Source organism: Porphyromonas vaginalis (assembly GCF_958301595.1).
In the GTDB taxonomy this organism is placed as follows: Bacteria; Bacteroidota; Bacteroidia; order Bacteroidales; family Porphyromonadaceae; genus Porphyromonas; species Porphyromonas vaginalis.
In genome coordinates this window covers 2312673-2330644 of sequence record NZ_CATQJU010000001.1, presented here as the reverse complement: position 1 = coordinate 2330644, position 17972 = coordinate 2312673, and the positions used below count along the sequence as shown (strand labels likewise).

The following is a 17972-nucleotide window of genomic DNA, read 5'->3' as shown; positions in this document are numbered from 1 at the left end:
ATTTAATCAGCGATTAAGTCTCCTTGCGTGGGGGGCGTCTGACTTTCGTCAGAGAATGATGGGGGAGGGCTGGGCTACTACTAGTATTGTCGCTCACCAAAGATGGCGGTGCCGATGCGTACGATTGTGGAGCCCGCCTCTACGGCTAGGGGCCAGTCACTGCTCATGCCCATGGAGAGCTCGTCCCATGAGATGTCGGGGTAACGCTCTCGCAGCTCCGTCTGTAGCGCACGGAGCGTGTCAAACTCGTGGCGTATCTGCTCTTTGTCTTCTGTCAGCGTCGCCATACCCATCAAGCCACAGATGGTGATGCGCTCTCGCCACTCGGGAGTCGCTAGGTAGTGCTCTACGAGTGCTAGGAGCTCTGCGTGGTCTAGTCCGCTCTTGCTCTCCTCCTGAGCTATCTTGTACTGCAGGAGGATGCGCAGCTGGCGGTCGAAGCGATTTGCCTGCTTGACGATCTCCTGGAGGAGTGACTCGGAGTCGACGCTCTCGATGAGGGAGACGTAGGGGACGATGTTCTTGACCTTGTTGCGCTGGAGGGTGCCGATGAAGTGCCACTGGATGTCTTCGGGGAGCTGGGGAGCTTTTTCGGCAAGCTCTTGTGCACGATTCTCGCCGAAGAGTCGCTGACCTGCTTCGTAAGCCTCACGGACAGACTCGACGGGGTGAAACTTGGAGACGGCCACGAGCTGCACCTGCTCTGGTATCTGACTCCGTATCTCTGCTAGACGCTCTGCGATCATGATGTGTAGGGGAATTTGAGATTGGTACAATACAAAAAGAGAGACTGCTACCTGTCTCTAGGTAACAGTCTCGAAGTAGGGATTTATTACTCGTTGGGCTTAGAGAAGTCTATCGGCCACGCATCCATGATGATGGTCTCGGTGATGGAGGCTATCTCGTAAGGTGAGAGGGTCGTAGACATCTCTTTCTCTAGGCGGTTGAGGGCATTGGGCAGGCTGTCGCTCTGTACGATCATAGCTGCAGCGGTGCGCTTCTCGATGCCTTTGGCTTCGTCTAGAGAGATGAAGTTGACCTTGCAGCGATAGAAGCGATCGTCCTCGGGGTGATCAGAGAGGAAGAGCTCAGCGAGCTTGATCCGCTTGATCGTATTGATGATGAGTTCGCCTAGAGAGGTAAAGGGCGTGAGCTCCTTGGTGAGTCTCTCTTCTATCTCCGTATAGGTGTCGCCCTGTACGAGGTACCCCTCGGAGGTACGCTTGGGCGTTCCGTTGTCGACCATCTTCTCGTAGGTCACCTTGCATTCAAACCAATTGGCCATATAGTTGCTATTCGTCTAAAAAGTGAATTGATGTGGGGCAAAGGTACGGATTTATTGAGATGCACCAAAGAGCCGAAGTCTCTGAGATTACTCCTGCATGAGGTCACGTAGGAGCACCTTGAGACGTACGAGCGAAGGCTTGACAAGGAGGTAAGAGGTACTGGCTCCGATGGTTACACCGATGAGCGGAGCCTTGCGCCCGATCCAAGCGGTGACGCCTCCCTTGGCAGAGAGTATCAAGAGACGCTTTGAGATCTCTACAATGACTTTGTCGATAGGGGAGCGGTCGCCTACGTAGGGCATAGGCGTTATGGAGACCTGTCCCTGATATGAACGACAAGCGTTGCGCAGGAGTGCGTCAGCCTCTCGTATGCCTAGCATGCTGCCCATCATAAAGGTGATACGTGCCTTGGTCTCTGCCGTTACGGCTCCATAGGAGTAGAAGTCGTTCCAGCCGTAGAGGTAGGCGAGCTTCTGTATGAGGAGGACGAGGTTGACGCTGTACTGCGCTAGCTCTGTCGGTATGCCGACCCATGTAGCTATGCAGCCTGTGAGACTGCTGCCTGCCGAGCCCATAGCTAGGAGTTCGGTGTGACGACGTATCTCTTGATTGGCTATATGGTTGAGCACTTTGACCGAGAGGAAGCGGTGGGGAGGCTCCGTGGCGAGCTGCTCTAGCTCGGTGATAGAGAGAAAGGGGTAGAGCGTATCGGTGAGCCACTCGACACGATTGACTTGCGCCATATTGGCTCCGAGGACAAAGTCTAGAAGACGATCCCAAGCTTTGGAAGATAGTGACATGGTTCTGTGGATATAAAGAGGATTAGAACTTAAAACCGAAGGTAGCTACCCCGTAGATGCGGTGCTTCTGTAGCTGGATAGCTTGAGGCGTCTCAACGTGAAACTTAGTCTTCTCATCGTAACCTGTCGGGAAGGGGTACATGTGAGACTTTTGTCCCTGATAGACGACAGCTAGATCTACATAAGAGGAGGGTGAGAAGCGCCAGCCTAGTCCGCCCGTGACGCCATAGCCCATGCCGACGATCTCGTAGTGCGGCACGGTACCAGCCTCGTTGACATGGATCTTGGCACTCTGCTTAGGATCGGAGTCGAAGCTAGCCTTCATAGGAGCTTGTCTCCAGTATCCACCCGCACGAAGACTGAACTGAGGAGAGACTCTCAGCTCGCCACCGACACGTAGGGTGCTCTGCATCGGGGTGAAGTACTCCTTCATCAGTTTGTTGTCATCGACAAAGGGACCATAGGTGTCTTTGAGCTGGATGCCCGAGTAGTTGGCCAGCTCATAGTCGAGGCTTAACATGCCATGCCGTCCGACGAAGGCTCCACTGAGGACGATCTTTGTGGGAGTCTGTAGCTGGTAACGCCAAGCAGCATCGCTAGGTGTCTGATCCTTGACGGTCCAATCCTTCTCGGGTAGAGGCTTGCCCTCCTTGTCTACTCGTAGGTGTCGAGACTCGGCACCTGCCACGTAGTTGTCTTGCAGTGTGAACCATGTGGGTGTCTGTATGGCAGCACCTAGGCGCAGATGGCCTGAGACACGAGCGATCAAGCCGAAGCTAACCGATGCGCCCGAACCAGAGGTGCGAAGCTCGTTGGCGAGCTCTAGGTAATCCTTGTCTATGAAGTCCTCGCCGTAGTAAGAGTTCATGCGATAGTCTAGCGCACTGATCTTAAGACCTAGACCGAAGTATAGGCGGTCGTTGTAGTTGAGTCCACCAGTGAAGTCAAAGTCCTGGATGCCTCCACGCTCGTTGACTCGTAATTGCGAATTGCTCGGCCCTAAGATGCCCCCCTTCTCACTGTAGTTGAAAGCACTCTCATAGAATCCCTTTGGATGTGGCACTGTCCAGCCAGCTCCATGCCCTAGTATGGAGAGCCATGGTGCGCGGACGTTGCCATACGCGTTCTTGCTGAGGAGATCCTCGGAAGAGACATTGGTCGGCGTGATAAGAGCCGTGTAGTCTGCTAGTGAGAAGTCCGTGATATGATGGTTGCTTACGTCAAAAGAGCGTGCGAAGCTCTGACGCTGGTAGAAGCCTAGAGCCAGATTGAAGGTTAGGCCAGACCCTCTGAGCGGAGTCGCCAGCACGACAGACATATTGCCACTGAAGGCTGTGCGCCCCTTCTTGTAGTGCTCTTCGTACCAAGTAGCTTGGTCCAGGTTTTGTCCGAAAGCAATGGTCCCCTGTATCTCGTTACTGCGGAAGAGCCCTAGTCCAGCGGGGTTTTGTCGTAAGCTACTGTAGTCAGCACCTACAGCACCGAAGGCTCCTCCCATAGCTTGGTAGCGAGCCGTCCCGTCGAGCGTCTCGGTGCTAAAGCGTAGCGCATTATCATGAGTCTGTGCGGATAGATAGCCCCCCGTGATGAGTAGGAGAGCTGAGCTTATGAGGGGAATGAAATAGTGTCGAAGCATAGTTTATAAGTATAGGTGTATAAACGAATGAGACTTGACCATTAGTCAGAACCTGCGTGCAGTGGCTAATGATACAAGTCTCATACCTTAGAAGTGTCTACTATCGGCGTCCTCTAGCACTGCGGCCAGAAGAAGAGGAACTACTAGATGAGCTGCTGCTCCGTGATGAGGAGGACGAAGACCCAAAGCTACTAGAGGATGATCTAGAGCTGCTGGGAGAGTCGTAGCTACGACTGCTGCGAGCGGAGGAGCTAGAGGAGCTTCCCTGCCAGCTACTGTTACCGCGGTTAGAGCGTACAGAAGAGGAACTGTTGTTTTCGCGATAACTTCTTGGCGTGTCGTAGCTTCTCCTCTGGCTAGTCGTTGAGGCGTCGTAGCTACCACGACGTGAGCGAGCAGAGCTAGCATCGTAGCTGCGACTTGGCGAGGAGAGTTGACGATCTTGTCTTATCGTGCTACTATCCTCAAAGTAGGAGCCACGACGTGAGCGGGCGGAACCTATCTGGTACTGCTCAGAGGAGACACGGCGTGTGCTAGTAGACTGGTCGTACGATCCACGAGCACTGCGTCCCTGCGTATTGTCATAGACACGATTGCGATCATCCTGCCAGAAGTTGCCACGATTGGCTACCTCATTGCGACTATAAGTAGATTGATCTAGCGAACCTCTACGAGCATTGCCCGAGAGGGAGCCTTGGTTGCCACGTGTGGCGCGTGGGTTGCTACTATAGCCCTTGTCATAGTAGCTACTACCTAGGCGACCGTTGGAGTAGTAGGTCGAGGGCTTGACATAGTTTCCGTAGTATGGATCGTAGATACCGTAGGAGCCAGCATAGTATCCGTCCCAGTATCCATTGTTATAGCCAGCACCATAGCCGTAGCCTCCGTAGTGTGGATAGTATCCGTACCAGTAGCTACCGCCCCATGACCAAGGGTTGGTGTACCATATAGAAGGTCCCCAGTAGCTGTATCCACCCCAGCTGTAAGGGTAGGGGTAGCGATTCGTGTACCATGGATACCAAGAGCTGTACCACATGTAGTCATAGTAGTAGTCCCACGAGGGGTACCAGCCCGGGCTCCATAGGTTAATTGATATGCCGACGGGGTTGTAGCGATCAGCTACGTAGTCATAGCGATCGGGATAGTTGTAAATGCCGTAGGTACCATCCTCATTGTAGTACACATCTACGTTGTCTGAGTCATATATATATATGGTAGCAGGATTGTGAAAGCGAGAGATGCGACGGCTATACTTACCGACTCCTTTCTTAGGTTGTTGTGATGAGGAGTAGCTCTGTCCTCGCGCACCTTGATACTCCTCTCCACGGCGGTTGTAAGCGTCGAGAGGGTCTTGATTGTCATACTGATACTCATAGTCGCCCCACAGGTTGTTAGAGCGACTATCTTGCTGAGAAGTCTTGGAGGGGACGTAGTATACGTCGTCATCCCAGTCTACCTGTGCCGCACTCCATATATATGATGAGAGGGCGACGATCACGAGTAGAGATATAGATCTTGTAAGCCTCATCATGGTAATTGTTGGTTTAGGGTTTGTAATCTGTTTAAGCTGGGTGCTGAGGGGAAGCCTCTTGGCGAGCTACTTCCGCCTCAGTCACCTTTGCTTGCTTAGAGAGCTAAGGGTTAGTTTCGTTTAATCATTACTCTCTGTGTAAAGGTCTCTTGCATAGTGCGTATGAGCGCAATGTATGAGCCTTCGGGTAGATCTGTCAGATCGATAGAGCTACGTAGTGCATCACCTTGTAGCGTCAGGAGACAGCGTCCTGAGAGATCGTAGAGCTGTAGCGACAGTGCCTCGTCTGCCTCAGCTAGGGTAGCCATATCTCGTATCACAGAGGGGTAGAGATAGGGCTGCTGCGTGCTCTTTATGCTCTTATCGATCGCTAGCTTCTCAGGAGCATCGTATAGTACCTCGATGCGGTAGTTGTCACCCTCCTTGCCCGCAGCATCTTTGTAAGAGAGTACGGTGGGGGCTGTCTCTCCGACCTTCTGATCGTTGCGATAGATCACATAGCCCTTGACCTCGGGGAAGGGTACGGGCAGTGGACCACGCGTGAAGGTCTCACGGATCGTGTCTCCGCTGAGCGTAGGACTATCTGATACGACTAGCTCGATAGCCATATAGCCGTCTGTAGTAAAGGTGGGCTCTGGCTGTCCTAGCAACTGGTTAAGTGGCGAGCCAAAGTAGACTGCAGCGAAACCGCCATCTACCCCCATGTACTCATCCTTAGAGTTCGTATCGACGTACACTTCGTGGGGAAAGTTTGTCCGAACCTTAAAGCCTACCTCGAGATTCTCATCCATGTGTAGTTCAAAGGGCTTCCTGAACGTTACAGACATCCACTCACTAGAGCCTTCTCCCTCCTTGGGTACTGAAAAGGTCTGAGCATACTCACGGCTCCCGTTACGCTTCTGGCGCAGATAGATGGTATGTGCCCATCCCTTCTCTTTTCGTACAGGCAGTACATTGACTTGGTGTACGTATAGAGGCTTTTCAAAGGGAGACTGCCCTAGACGGAACTTGTCAAAGTAGCGTATCTCAGGATATCCATTGTAAGCAAGTGCACCTACATACTTAGAGGAAGCTTTGACTAGATGCATCTTTGCTCTATCAGCAATCTTAGAGATCGTCTGCGCATTGACGGGGTGTTCCCAAGTGACTTTTACGCCTCCAGCTTCCTCCGCTTTGACATTAGCATTTACCTCCTTGACGAGCTTGCCCGTATAGATAGTCCGGTAAGCTGCTGGGGTAGCGATCTTCTTACCATCGACATCGTAGAGAGCCTCTACAGTGTATTGGACAGAGCCTCTAGAGGTGAGATCGTATGTGAGCTGGTCTGTATACTTAGTTTCTGTGACCTCTTTGAGTGGTGTGCCGTTGCGGTATATCTGATAGCTGATAGGGTAGCCCTGTGCGTGTGCAGGCACTGCATCCCACTCTAGTTCTACCTTGAGGTGATTCTTGAGGTCTAGCATGCCACGTAGCGCATGTACAGGAGTAAAAGGCTTGTAGCCCTTACGCCAAGTGCCGGCCACCTGGCGCTGACCCGTCTTGTCAGGATCGAGGTACATATCCATGTGGTATAGATCTCCCTTGTCGCTGTACCTGTTGAAGTGTGAGCTGAGGCGACCATAGTACCCATCTTGAGAACAGGTAGTTATAAATCCTCCCGTGAGTGTGCCGATTTGCTCCTTGTTTTCATTGTATAGTGGCGATCCTGAGGAGCCTCCCTCAGTATTTCCCTTGTCAAACATAAGCTTGTAGTGATCATCTTTTCCACCTAATGTTGTAGGGTTTTTCAGATTACCTTCGGCCCACTGTCCGAGACTCATACCTCCATTATAAAGGGCGATCTTGGTCGCATCTCCTGCTGGGTGATGGATGCCAGCACCAGAGCGCCAAGTCGTCTCATTAGCATTCCAGCCTGAGTAGTAGACACGATAGTCGAGAGGTATCTCTTCATTGATCTCTAGAAGCATACCGTCAGAGTACCCATAGGTAGATGTGTAGGTACGGATAGTAGCACCAGTGAGTGTCTTGGTCGTCTGAAAGCCGTAGTCGCTGTTGTTGCAGCGAGGCTTCTCATAGTGAAAGCCAAAGACCCACTGATCCATCTTGCTCTGATCAATGCCAAACTTTCCTTTGAACGCTCCCACGATCGGGTCTCCCGTACCCTTCTCGCCCGAGCAGTGTGCTGCGGTAAGGATATAGGGCTTGAAGTCTCCCTTGACATTGTTGATCAGGTTGCCTGAGCACAAGCTCATGGTGCCATCAGCGAAGACAGGCATATAGATGACCGAGCTACTCTTTTGCTCCTGCCAGTCGTCACCCTCGGGACAGTTGATGTTGATTTGGCAGTAACGATCTTTGCCAGGATCTGAAGCGTCTTCCTTCTCTATGGTAGGTCTGACCTTAGCCTGCATTACCGAGCGGTAGAGGTAGCCCACGCCACTGATCTGGATAGAGGGCATAGCCGAGCTATGAGGAGCCTCATAGTCTAGGATGAGCTTGCTACCGCTCAGAGGCTCCGAGGCGAAGGCTCCATGCTTAGGATGCGTCTCGTGTGTGTAGGCTCCGAGGAGCTGCTCGCCACCTGGGGTGTAGATGTAGAGACGTCCGCCTTGAGGAATGAAGAAGTCGGAGTAGTACAGGTTTAGTCCTACAGGACTCTGCTCCATATCTATTTCTAGTCGATAAATGTCGGTGCCTGCTACAGAGCCGATCAGCTCCGCATCAGTAGCGAAGTCTATGGAGCAGGGGACTACCTTGCCGACGTTGTAAGGCTTGCGATGCAAGCTCCCCTCGTGCCATGACTCTCGGCGCATGAGGTCTTGGGTGTTAAAGTCTGGAGCAAGCGATATGCCGGCTGTCGCAGTGCGTAGTGTGCCCTCCCCGAGAAGCTGTGGTGTGCCTCCGAAGGATTGCTGTGCGATACCGCTACTCGCTCCAGTGAGGAGGCAGAGCGGTATGAGGATCAGTAAGATCAGTCGATTCGTTAGGTGATTCATTACTTTTAGTTAGTATTATATCGGTGGTTGTTTAATAAGTGACAAGTATCTGGTGAAGCTCAGAAGAAATGTGGCCCTAGCGCACTCTAGCGACCGCATAGAGGCTAGTGGCGGTAGGCTCATATCTACACTTAGTGTGATCGTATGACTAGGCTTTATAATCTTCACATTCGATCGAGCTTCAGACGCCTAGCAAAGGTATGAAAATGTTTTAAGACTGAGCAACATCTTCCCCCCCCGCCAGGGCTGACGCATTATAATCGCTCTATCAGGGGCTACACATGAGCGGCAAGCAAGGCATAGATGAGGTCACTATATATAAATGTGCCACCCATGGATTGGCTGTTAGCTGTTAGCTATTGGCTGTTAGCTATCGGAACCATCGGAGCTATCAGAGTGATTGGATCTCTAATCTCTAACCCACCCTCCGATCCGCCCTGATGGATAGGACCTCGCAAGAGGTCCGACGAATCATCGCCGTGGGTCAGAGGGGCAAAGCCCCGAACGACCCACGGGGACAAGATTATAGCAACTTATCGACCCCTTGTGGGTCGGACTAGACGCAGCTTATAGTTACAGCTCCAGTCCGACCTCCCACAATGGGGAGGTTGCTTACTTCACATGGCACTCCTACCCCCAGTCGTTCGGGGCGTAGCCCCTCCGACTGGGGACTATGATTTGTCCGACCGCAAGCGGTCGTATCGCTCCAATCCCTCCGATTGTTCCGATTCACTCCGAGACCTCTAACCTCTAATCTCTATTTACATATCTTTACGGGGAAATTCGTTCGATTCCCTCCTTTCTCGAATATCCACGTGGGGAATCTCAAATCTCCACGTGGATATTTTTCTTTTTCCACGTGGAGGCGAATCATTTCTTCCGAAGTTTCATTTCATTCTTCCGAGGAATTTTTTATTCTCCACGTGGGGATTTCGAAATATCCACGTGAGGATCACTTTTCCCCGACACTGCGCCGTCTCAATATGTAACCAGTTCCAAATTATTGCAACGAGCCAGCGTCTAATTTTGCCCAAATAGGTCTGACGCATCATAATCGCTCTTGCAGGAGCTACACATGAGCGACAAGCGGGGTTTGGATGAACTCATTATTATAATGCGTCAGCCCTGCCCCGCCTCCGCCCAAGGGAAGATCAATTAGGGCAACTTTAGCAACGTCTGTGAGGAGAGTATAGTTTCATAGGTATGAAACTCCAGTGCCATAGGTATGAAACTAAAAAAGCCACACGAATGAGACTCGAAGTCTCATAGGTGTGGCGAGCGTGTTGTGTGAGTAATAGGGGACTGCTGCTACGAGAGGGAAACCCGGATGCTAGAGAGTCGCATCAGTAGCTGGGGTAGGTCGCTGAGGTTGTGACGCTCGGCGTTGAGCTGTAGGAGCTGATCTCGTAGAGCGGGAGAGATGCGCTGCATAGCTGGGGAGAGGTAGAGTAGCATGGGTACCTGACCTCTCATCTCGGGAGCGACTGGTCCGCTGGAGTAGGGGTGCCACTCACTATACACACCCACCGGGCTACAATAGATAAGTATCGTGGGGGTCTCCTGGTAGTGTGCGATGAGCTGCTTGAGTAGATAGTCCTGGTAGTAGACGACGTTGTAGTATTGAGCTACGTGGTCTAGAGCATCGCCTGGTAAGTCTATGTCAATGTTTGCCGATAGACGATTGTACTTACAAAACTCCTCGGGGATACGCCACCAAATGTTACTGCGTGCTCCCAAGAGATGTATGGTGGTGAGACGAGACTGGCTCTCTAGCTGCTTGAGCTGGTCGAGGACCGCATCATCGTAGGGGATGCGGTCTGTCCACTCCTGATCGTCTGCACGTAGATTGGTAAAGAAGTGCTGGTCGCAGTCGGCAGCTAGCTGTGGGTAGACATCTAGTCCACGGGCTATGCGAGGAGTGTTGTCTAGCCAATAGGTGTCGTAGCCTGCTGCACGAAAGATACTATAGATAGAGGGGTAGGTGTCCCAGCTGTCAGGGCTATCCTTAGGACAGAGAGAGAGCGTCCAGGCTGCAGCTAGAGCTGCATTGTCAGAGGCACTATAGACGCTGTCCAGCTTGATGAGAGAGCCAGCCTGCAGGAGGGAGTCTATGGTTGGTGTATTCTCATTGATGTCTAGGTTGTAGCAGTGCATCAGGTGCGAGTAAACGTCATCGGCAAGAACCAGCACGACGTTGTGTGGTGGTAGGAGCGAGTCTACGGCTACCTCTTGGGGTGTCGCTTGTCGGGGTCTGTAGTCTAGCGAGCAGTGCTTTGCATTGCGATATAGCTCTCCACTGCTCAGCATGAGACGAACTAGAGGTGCATGCACATTGTACTGTATGACTCCGGAACTGGTGGCGATACGCGTCTGACGCAGATAGTTGATACCGAGTATGTGTGCACCCACGAGAACTACTACAAAGAGGGCTCTGGAGCTGTATCGCTGGATGCGCTTGTCACAAGGTGTGGTTTGCTCTTTAGTCCTCTTAGCACGACTTATGAGCCAAGAGATGCCGAGCGGCAGGAAGATAGCTAGTAGGAGCTTGCCGCCCTCTCGTAGCATAAAGGGTATATCTAGTCGTAGCGACTGAAAGAAGCCGTGGGCCTCTCCGGGATTGGTCGCAAAGATCGGGATGGCGATAGCATCGCAGTAAGGCATCTGATAGGTACTGACGAGGTAGAGGTCCATAATGTGTATGGCACTAACCAGTACTAGCTCGGTGATGAGGACCACGCGACGTGTGATGCGATGGGGAATCAGAGTGGGGATGATGTAGAGTAGCGTAGCCATCCAGAGGGTATCCCATAGTAGGGGGAGGTTTTCTCTAGATAGATAAGTGGCACTCCTAGAGAGTAGGCCTCTGATGACGAGGTTATTGAGCGTCAAGATCGCTAGCAGCGCAATCAGTAGCCATACTAGCTGTGGAATCCTAGCTTTGACTCCCTGGAGGTAGTGTAAGAGTGCTTTTTTCATAGCTGATCTGGATGCTTAGGTGAGAAGGTTACCTCAGAGCCAAAGCCCTTGATACATCTAGGACGGGTCGCATCGTACGATAGACTCCATAGCTGTAAGCGGGGAATGGTATAGTTTGACTCGATGCCCATAAGTCCCATGAGTGAAGAGGTGAAGAGATCGGTCATGAAGGGTTTGTATCGCGCACGCTGCACGGCGAGTAGGATGTCGGGATTCTCTGCAGCAAACTGATCGGACATATAGACCATAAAGGGTACCTGCAGAGCACTCTCGCAGACTCCGTGTGCTGCCTGATGAGGAGCCTTGGGATTGTCGTAGCGAGAGATAGCATGATCTGAGAAGTAGATGACGATGGAGGAGCTCTGGCTGTAGTATTTGATAATCTCTGAGACGATGGAGTCGTTGTAGAGGATCGAGTTCATATACTCAGCCGAGTTTTGCGCCTCTCCTGAGCTGAGGCGAGGCTCTACTTGCTTTACATCTGTAGCTGTAAAGTGGCTAAAGCGATCGTTGGGGTATCTATCGGCAAAGGCCGCATGACTCCCCATCAAGTGAGTTACGACGAGAAGGCTCCCATTAGGTGAAGTGGTATGCCGATAGTCGATCAGATGCGGGAGGAGGAGTTCATCGTGCTTGACTTGCCCAGCCTTCCAGTGCAAGGCACTAGAGGTACTCCCATCGGTGTAGTAAGTGCTGTCGGCCGTGGAGGCTATGAGCGAGACCTCCTCGATCCAGTCTCCACTCATCTCCTGATTGCTACACCAGTAGGTTTTGTAGCCAGCAGAGGAGAAGGTGATAGGGAGTGTCGTCGTGGCATCCCAAGGAGCTTGCTCGTCTTCGCCTCGTATGGTGAGGACGCGTCGCAGCGAGGTGAGCGTGTTAGGCTGTGGGCAGACGACATCATCGTAGAGGACTAGTGAGCCAGCCTGGACTAGTGAGTCTAGGCGTGGGGTATTCTCTAGTGGATAGCCGTAGCAGTGCATGTCTAAGCGACGTAGAGACTCGCCTATGATGACCACCACGTTGTGTGGCTGACGCTGCGGCATGAGGCGAACGTTGGTCGGAGTGTTTTTCCATAAGTTTTGCCCCATCTCGTCGTATCGCTTTTGATTGGTAAAGACTCCTAGCGTGGTCGCTACGTAGCGGCTCATCATACTGTACTCGTGAGCGAGCGTGTAAGCCTCTTCATTCGAGATACCCCCTGTCACTATTGGGCTTAGCTGTGTAGCGTGCGGTATACCAGAGATAAGTACTAGCAGTAGCATGAAGACTAGTCCCCAGCCCTTGCGGGTTAACCAGGTCACAAGACTGATGCCACAGAGCAGTCCGATAGCCTCTAGTAGCGTGTGCATCGGCATACTCCATGGTAGTAGCGAGCGACACACATCATCGGCCCAGGGCGGATAGTACTGCAGCAAGACGGTCTGCGTGAGGAGCGTGCCGTACTGGGTGAGCAGATAATACTCATATATAAATAGTACAGCCGAGAGCAGTACGATGAGACTAGTCCAAGTGATGCGCCACCACCGTTGCGGCAGTATGGCAGGGAGCGTCATCAGTATCGCAGTGCCGGCGATATAGCCTCCCAGCCAAAGGAGCAGAGGCATCTCCATGCGAAGGTACAGTATCATTAAGCTCCCCATAAGCACTTGCAGGAGGGTCAGGAAGGCAAAGAGATTTGGCATACTACACATACGCCCCCACAACTGCTTCAGATAGCCCCCACAGATGGAGAGAAGCCTTTTTATCTTAGGAATCATCGGAATAAAAGATTGCTCGTTAACAAGGTCGTAATAAGAGGTCGTAATAAGTCTAGCGCAAAAGTACGAAAAGTCGTGTTCCCCCCGATTACTTACCGCTCTGCGCCTTGCATCGGTGGTATAGATTGGTACACCCCTCAGTGAGTAGATCCAGGACGAGCTCAAAGCCCGACGCCCCGCCGTAGTATGGATCGGGGATGTGGTCCCATGGCATCTGCTCGAGGTAGTCCGCCATACGCACGACCTTCTCCTGCTGCTCTAGCGTCGGGGCTAGCTCGCGCAGTGCATCATAGTTGTCATCGTCCATGGCGATGATCAGGTCAAAGGCGTCAAAGTCTTCATCCTTAATCTGCCTCGCACGATGCGTCATCTCAATGCCCCGCCGTGCTGCATGGGCACGCATGCGCGGATCTGCTAGTTGTCCCTGATGCCATCCACCTATGCCTGCCGAGTCTACTTCGATCCGAGACGAACTGGCGGGGTCTTCGGCTAGGAGTTGTCTCATGATAGCCTCTGCGAGAGGCGAGCGACAGATGTTGCCTAGACAGACGAAGAGGATGCGGTAAGGAGCTTTACTACTAGAGTCGCTCTGTGCCATCATGTATGCCTTGCTGTATCGTGTGGTAAACTTGCTCGCGGAGATCTTGTATCGGCTGATCCGAAGTATGGAACTCTCGAGGGTGGACTGGCGGGTGTATATCTAGATAGAGGCGACGCCAGTGTGGTAGCAACGAGCCTGCGCGCATCACGCCATAGGAGCCCGAGATGGAGACAGGGATGATCGGGATGTCTAGCTCATCGGCGATCACGAAGCCGCCCTTCTTGAAGGGCTGCATACGTCCCGTGCGAGTACGACTGCCCTCGGGGAAGATAAAGATCGAGTAGCCATCACCGAGCGAACGCTTAGCTTCGTCTAGTGAGTTGCGGATGTTCTGTATGCTATGCCCATTGACAAAGATAAAGCCCGCGACTGCGCACGCTTTGCCCACAAAGGGGACACGCCGCAGCGACTCTTTCATCACCCACTTGAAGGGGATGCCGAGGAAGCCGTAGAGGAGGAAGATATCGTAAGCGCCCTGGTGGTTGGCCATGACGACATAGGGACCCGACTTCTTGTCGTAGTTCTTGCGCCCTCGCACGGTGACGGGACAGAGGGATAGGATCAGTCCTAGCCACGACCAGATGAGTCCTGGGTAGTAGCTAAAGAACTTGCCGAAGCCTAGCAAGCAGCCCACCGTCATGATAAGTGCCAAGACGATGGTTACCACCGCATAGATGGGAGCCGCTATTAAGACTATATATATAATGTATAGTATCCGTAGTAGCATAGAGGAGTAGGGGGTTGTCTCACATACTGAAGTCGTAGCATACGAGCCTCAGTGCTTGTATCTTGCTCACAAAGGTAATGAAAAAGCCCTTGACAGTCACTTCCTTCGTAATGTCGCTTTACTACTTATAGATGAGCGTGTGTCGCTGCGCTCTCGTTAGGTAGCGACTGACCATCTCGGTGATATCCTCAGGCGTGATCGCCTGTATGCGCTCTGCCACCTCGGCGACGCTACTGACCCTGCCGAAGTAAAGGTAGCTCTTGAGCATCGTGATGAGCTCGCTGTCGTGCTGATCGTTGGCGAGGAGTAGCTGCCCCACGATCTGCTGCTTACTGATCGCCAGCTGCTCCACACTCATAGGCGTGGTGACGTAGCGGTCCAAGATGCTATGCACCGCCTCCACTGCTTGTTGTAGTGTGTCGCTCCCTGTACCCAGGTAAACGCTCCAGACGCCATCACTCAGGTAAGGCGTATAATTTGCTTCGACACTGTAGACTAGTCCCAGCTCTTCACGCAGATGAAGGTTCAGCTGCGAGGAGATGGCGGGTCCTCCGACGAAGTTGTTGAAGAGCGTCATTGCGTAGCGCTCTCGATTGTGCAGGCTCGGAGCATGCGTCCCTATGATGCAGTGGCACTGGTTGGTGCGGTAGTGGTGGGTCTTAGCGATGAGCTGCTCGGGTGTGGCCGTGGGCTTGACCTTTGGCACCTTAAATGGGTCTCCCGCAGCTACTCGTGGCTCGCTGTAGAGATGCTCGATCATCTCGATTGCTTTGTCAAAGTCTATCTCGCCCCAGATGCCCAGCACCATATTGTCGGGACGATAGTACTGATCCATAAAGCGTCGCACGACTGTCGAGGAGATACGTCTGACAGACTGCTCGGAGCCTAGGATATTGTGCGCTAGTGGCGTGCCGCTAAAGAGTAGCTCCTCAAACTCATCATATATCCGCTCACTCGGAGCATCTAGGTAGCTGGCGATCTCCTCGATGATCACCTCCTGCTCTTTGCTCAGCTCTTCGGATGGTATGTAGCTGTTGAGCACTATATCTGTGAGCAGATGAATGGCCCTGAGCGCATAGCGTGAGGGGATGGTTATGTGTAGGGTTGTATCCTCTTTGGTGGTGAAAGCGTTGAGATCAGCACCCACCGCCTCGACACGATTCACTAGGTGTAGGGCGTGTCGTCTATGCGTCCCCTTAAAGAGCATGTGCTCCGTACAGTGCGCCAGTCCATGGTAGGGCTGCGGATCGTGAGCCGACCCCGTCTGTACCATGTAGCCTATATAGGTGACCTGGCTGGGGATAGGGTAGTAGACGATACGTAGTCCCTGGGTAGTGGTGTGGTATTGTAGTTGTGGAGATGTCATAATGAAAGAGAGAGACAGTCACATAGATCTGCCAGCTCCAAAAAAGAACCCAGACCACACAAAGTCATGTAGTCTGGGCCTCTCTAGATGTTATGATACATAGATACGTATCATGGTAGATACGACTAGGTATGTCGTAAAGGTTGTGTAGCTGTCAGCTTACTCAGCAGCGGGAGCCTCTTCGGTAGCTGGTGCTTCCTCAGCGGCAGGAGCCTCCTCGGTAGCGTTAGCCTCCTCGTTAGCCTCTGCTTCAGCCTTTGCAGCAGCTTCGGCCTCAGCCTTCTCGCGCTCGATGGCTGCCTTCTTCTCCTCTAGTGCCTTGCTACGCTCCTTGTTTTGCTCTTCCTCAGCTTCGTGCTGCTTCTGAGCTATATCATGAGCCTTCTGCTGGTCACGCTCAGCGACTCCCTTGAGGAGCTGCTGCTTGTTTGTGAGCCAGCTCTCAAAGCGCTGGTCTGCGACCTCCTGTGTGAATGCGCCCTTGGCGACACCACCATCGAGGTGCTTCTTAAGGAGGACACCCTCACGTGAGAGGATGCGACGTGCGGTGTCACTAGGCTGTGCACCGACCTTGAGCCAATAGAGAGCGCGGTCAAACTTCAAATCTATTGTAGCAGGATTAGTGTTCGGATTATAAGAACCTATCCTCTCAATAAACTTTCCATCCCGTGGAGCCCTGCTATCAGCGATGACGATACGGTAGAAGGGGTAGCCACGACGACCGAATCTTTGTAGTCTGATTTTAGTTGCCATTGTTGATATTGAGATTTGAATGATTTGGATGTCCGTGAGAACTTTCGTCTCATACGAACTGTGCAAAGGTACGCAAAAATCTTCATTCCACAATCACCTCCACAAACGTTTAGGACACTATTGGGATGAACCTTAAATATCTACTTTGCTTAGTTAAAACTTAGGGTTTTCATTATGTTAGAGAAATCATCTTTCCATAATTTGCTTTCATCCTCTCGATAGCTTAATGTGATGCGAAGTAAATGGGTTTTCATAAAGAATTTATACTCCTCGACATAGGTTAGTCCTCCTTTTTGAGAAGGTCTTTTATATACTGAAACCAACGCATACTTACCCGCAATTTTTTCTCGTCTAAAAGATATCCAATCAACAGTAAAGTTTAACCGTCTAGCAAGGGATTCAACATCGTCTTTGAAAATAGCTTCAACCTCATCAATTTCTTCATTTGTTAGAGAGGCAACATCCTGTTGAGATGGTATATCATCATCAATAATATCCGCAACAATAATCCGCGAATACAATGATGTTGCTTTAATAACCTCTTCTCTATCGGAGGAATTCATTCCTCTGGGTTGAAATTTTATTTCCCTATTAGCAATAGTTTGCCCGAGTTCTATTGAAATACGATTAACCGCCTCGTTGATAAATACACCAACTTTTGAATCGGGGGCTCTTAGCTCCATTGTATTAGGAATCCTAAAAGAGCAAATATTACTAAAAGAATAAATGCTCCAACTTTCTTGGGCTGAGCTTTGTTTACAAGACGTTGTCAGAAAGAGTAGGGCTAATGTGACAACTACAATAGAGTGTGTTTTTTTACAATTCATTGCTCATTATTAGTGGATTTCGGTTTAGTGATCAGGAATACGCACATTCCAGTGTCAAGTGCAACACAGTTACAAATGTAGGGAAAAAACTTCATAGGGAGTTTTATAGCCTAGTTTTTTTTGTGCTGACGCATTATGAGACTGTTGCAAAAGTCAATAGTCTCATGATAATCGCTCTCTCAGGAGCCACACATAAGGACAAGCGAGGCATAGATGAGTGCTATATATATAATGTGTCCTGCCATGGATTGGCTGTTGGCTGTTAGCTGGAGTGATTGGAGCTATCGGAGCTATCGGAGCTATCAGAGTGATCTGATCTCTAATCTCTAACTTCTAACCTCTAATCCTGCTTTACATATCTTTACAGGAAAATTCGTCCGATCCCCTCCTTTCTCGAATATCCACGTGGAAAATCTCAAATCTCCACGTGGATATTTTTTATTTTCCACGTGGGCGTGATTCATTTCTTCCGAAGTTTCATTTGATTCCTCCGAAGAATTTTTTATTCCCCACGTGGAAAATAAAAATTCTCCACCTGGATATTTCGAAATATCCACGTGGAAATCACTTTTCCCCGACACAGTATCGTATCGATACGTTGTCAGCTCTAAATTATTGTAACGAGTCGGCGTTGAATTTCCCCAGTCAGGGCTGAGGCATTTTGCTCGTAAGGGGGCGTTGTCTTAACTTTGCGTCATAAGACCATCAAGTCA

General features: G+C 51.3%; 14 protein-coding genes. All 14 read right to left on the bottom strand.

Annotation, left to right across the window (positions count from 1 at the left end; all coding sequences use genetic code 11):
• Nucleotides 1–80: 80 nt before the first annotated feature.
• The gene (locus Q2J34_RS09060; protein ID WP_298888719.1) at nucleotides 81–746 is read right to left on the bottom strand and encodes a YggS family pyridoxal phosphate-dependent enzyme; all 666 of its coding nucleotides are present in this window, start codon (nucleotides 744–746) and stop codon (nucleotides 81–83) included.
• Between the two features lie 86 nt (nucleotides 747–832).
• Nucleotides 833–1285, bottom strand: coding sequence for a DUF4494 domain-containing protein (locus tag Q2J34_RS09055; protein WP_004331207.1), 453 nt, complete (start codon nucleotides 1283–1285; stop codon nucleotides 833–835).
• Between the two features lie 87 nt (nucleotides 1286–1372).
• Complete coding sequence (locus Q2J34_RS09050; RefSeq protein WP_298888706.1) at nucleotides 1373–2086, bottom strand: hypothetical protein; 714 nt, start codon at nucleotides 2084–2086, stop codon at nucleotides 1373–1375.
• 22 nt (nucleotides 2087–2108) lie between these two features.
• Nucleotides 2109–3722: a hydrocarbon degradation protein gene (locus tag Q2J34_RS09045; RefSeq protein WP_300970037.1), complete on the bottom strand. Its 1614-nt coding sequence runs from the start codon at nucleotides 3720–3722 to the stop codon at nucleotides 2109–2111.
• 100 nt (nucleotides 3723–3822) lie between these two features.
• Nucleotides 3823–5253 (bottom strand): hypothetical protein, encoded by a 1431-nt coding sequence (locus Q2J34_RS09040; protein ID WP_300970036.1) that lies wholly within the window; start codon nucleotides 5251–5253, stop codon nucleotides 3823–3825.
• A gap of 110 nt (nucleotides 5254–5363) precedes the next feature.
• Nucleotides 5364–8249, bottom strand: coding sequence for a T9SS type A sorting domain-containing protein (locus tag Q2J34_RS09035; RefSeq protein ID WP_300970035.1), 2886 nt, complete (start codon nucleotides 8247–8249; stop codon nucleotides 5364–5366).
• A 1308-nt stretch (nucleotides 8250–9557) separates the two neighbouring features.
• Nucleotides 9558–11225, bottom strand: a complete 1668-nt coding sequence (locus Q2J34_RS09030; RefSeq protein ID WP_300970034.1) for a sulfatase-like hydrolase/transferase — start codon at nucleotides 11223–11225, stop codon at nucleotides 9558–9560.
• Nucleotides 11222–12985 carry a phosphoethanolamine transferase gene (locus Q2J34_RS09025; RefSeq protein ID WP_300970033.1) on the bottom strand — a complete coding sequence of 588 codons (1764 nt, stop codon included), beginning with the start codon at nucleotides 12983–12985 and terminating at the stop codon, nucleotides 11222–11224. Before Q2J34_RS09025 ends, Q2J34_RS09030 begins: the two co-directional genes overlap by 4 nt.
• Nucleotides 12986–13073: 88 nt before the next feature.
• Nucleotides 13074–13583: a low molecular weight protein-tyrosine-phosphatase gene (locus Q2J34_RS09020; protein ID WP_293964812.1), complete on the bottom strand. Its 510-nt coding sequence runs from the start codon at nucleotides 13581–13583 to the stop codon at nucleotides 13074–13076.
• Nucleotides 13564–14313 (bottom strand): lysophospholipid acyltransferase family protein, encoded by a 750-nt coding sequence (locus Q2J34_RS09015; RefSeq protein WP_297118333.1) that lies wholly within the window; start codon nucleotides 14311–14313, stop codon nucleotides 13564–13566. The genes Q2J34_RS09020 and Q2J34_RS09015 overlap by 20 nt, the downstream gene beginning before the upstream one ends.
• A gap of 121 nt (nucleotides 14314–14434) precedes the next feature.
• A complete protein-coding gene (locus Q2J34_RS09010; RefSeq protein WP_300970032.1) occupies nucleotides 14435–15679 on the bottom strand; it encodes a M16 family metallopeptidase in 1245 nt (414 codons plus the stop codon).
• Nucleotides 15680–15838: 159 nt separating this feature from the next.
• Nucleotides 15839–16432 carry a 30S ribosomal protein S16 gene (locus tag Q2J34_RS09005; RefSeq protein WP_297118338.1) on the bottom strand — a complete coding sequence of 198 codons (594 nt, stop codon included), beginning with the start codon at nucleotides 16430–16432 and terminating at the stop codon, nucleotides 15839–15841.
• A 149-nt stretch (nucleotides 16433–16581) separates the two neighbouring features.
• On the bottom strand, nucleotides 16582–17115 hold the full coding sequence (locus Q2J34_RS09000; protein WP_300970031.1) for a hypothetical protein: 534 nt from the start codon (nucleotides 17113–17115) through the stop codon (nucleotides 16582–16584).
• Nucleotides 17116–17585: 470 nt separating this feature from the next.
• Entirely contained in the window at nucleotides 17586–17840 is a 255-nt protein-coding gene (locus tag Q2J34_RS08995; protein ID WP_300970030.1) for a hypothetical protein, read from the bottom strand.
• Between the last annotated feature and the right edge of the window lie 132 nt (nucleotides 17841–17972).

What these genes read in the sequence shown, in the direction of transcription:
- Q2J34_RS09060 (WP_298888719.1), bottom strand. Translation starts at nt 746, where the DNA reads ATGATCGCAGAGCGTCTAGCAGAGATACGGAGTCAGATACCAGAGCAG.
- Q2J34_RS09055 (WP_004331207.1), bottom strand. Translation starts at nt 1,285, where the DNA reads ATGGCCAATTGGTTTGAATGCAAGGTGACCTACGAGAAGATGGTCGAC.
- Q2J34_RS09005 (WP_297118338.1), bottom strand. Translation starts at nt 16,432, where the DNA reads ATGGCAACTAAAATCAGACTACAAAGATTCGGTCGTCGTGGCTACCCC.
- Q2J34_RS09020 (WP_293964812.1), bottom strand. Translation starts at nt 13,583, where the DNA reads ATGGCACAGAGCGACTCTAGTAGTAAAGCTCCTTACCGCATCCTCTTC.
- Q2J34_RS09040 (WP_300970036.1), bottom strand. Translation starts at nt 5,253, where the DNA reads ATGATGAGGCTTACAAGATCTATATCTCTACTCGTGATCGTCGCCCTC.
- Q2J34_RS09025 (WP_300970033.1), bottom strand. Translation starts at nt 12,985, where the DNA reads ATGATTCCTAAGATAAAAAGGCTTCTCTCCATCTGTGGGGGCTATCTG.
- Q2J34_RS09045 (WP_300970037.1), bottom strand. Translation starts at nt 3,722, where the DNA reads ATGCTTCGACACTATTTCATTCCCCTCATAAGCTCAGCTCTCCTACTC.
- Q2J34_RS09035 (WP_300970035.1), bottom strand. Translation starts at nt 8,249, where the DNA reads ATGAATCACCTAACGAATCGACTGATCTTACTGATCCTCATACCGCTC.
- Q2J34_RS09000 (WP_300970031.1), bottom strand. Translation starts at nt 17,115, where the DNA reads ATGGAGCTAAGAGCCCCCGATTCAAAAGTTGGTGTATTTATCAACGAG.
- Q2J34_RS09015 (WP_297118333.1), bottom strand. Translation starts at nt 14,313, where the DNA reads ATGCTACTACGGATACTATACATTATATATATAGTCTTAATAGCGGCT.
- Q2J34_RS09050 (WP_298888706.1), bottom strand. Translation starts at nt 2,086, where the DNA reads ATGTCACTATCTTCCAAAGCTTGGGATCGTCTTCTAGACTTTGTCCTC.
- Q2J34_RS09030 (WP_300970034.1), bottom strand. Translation starts at nt 11,225, where the DNA reads ATGAAAAAAGCACTCTTACACTACCTCCAGGGAGTCAAAGCTAGGATT.
- Q2J34_RS09010 (WP_300970032.1), bottom strand. Translation starts at nt 15,679, where the DNA reads ATGACATCTCCACAACTACAATACCACACCACTACCCAGGGACTACGT.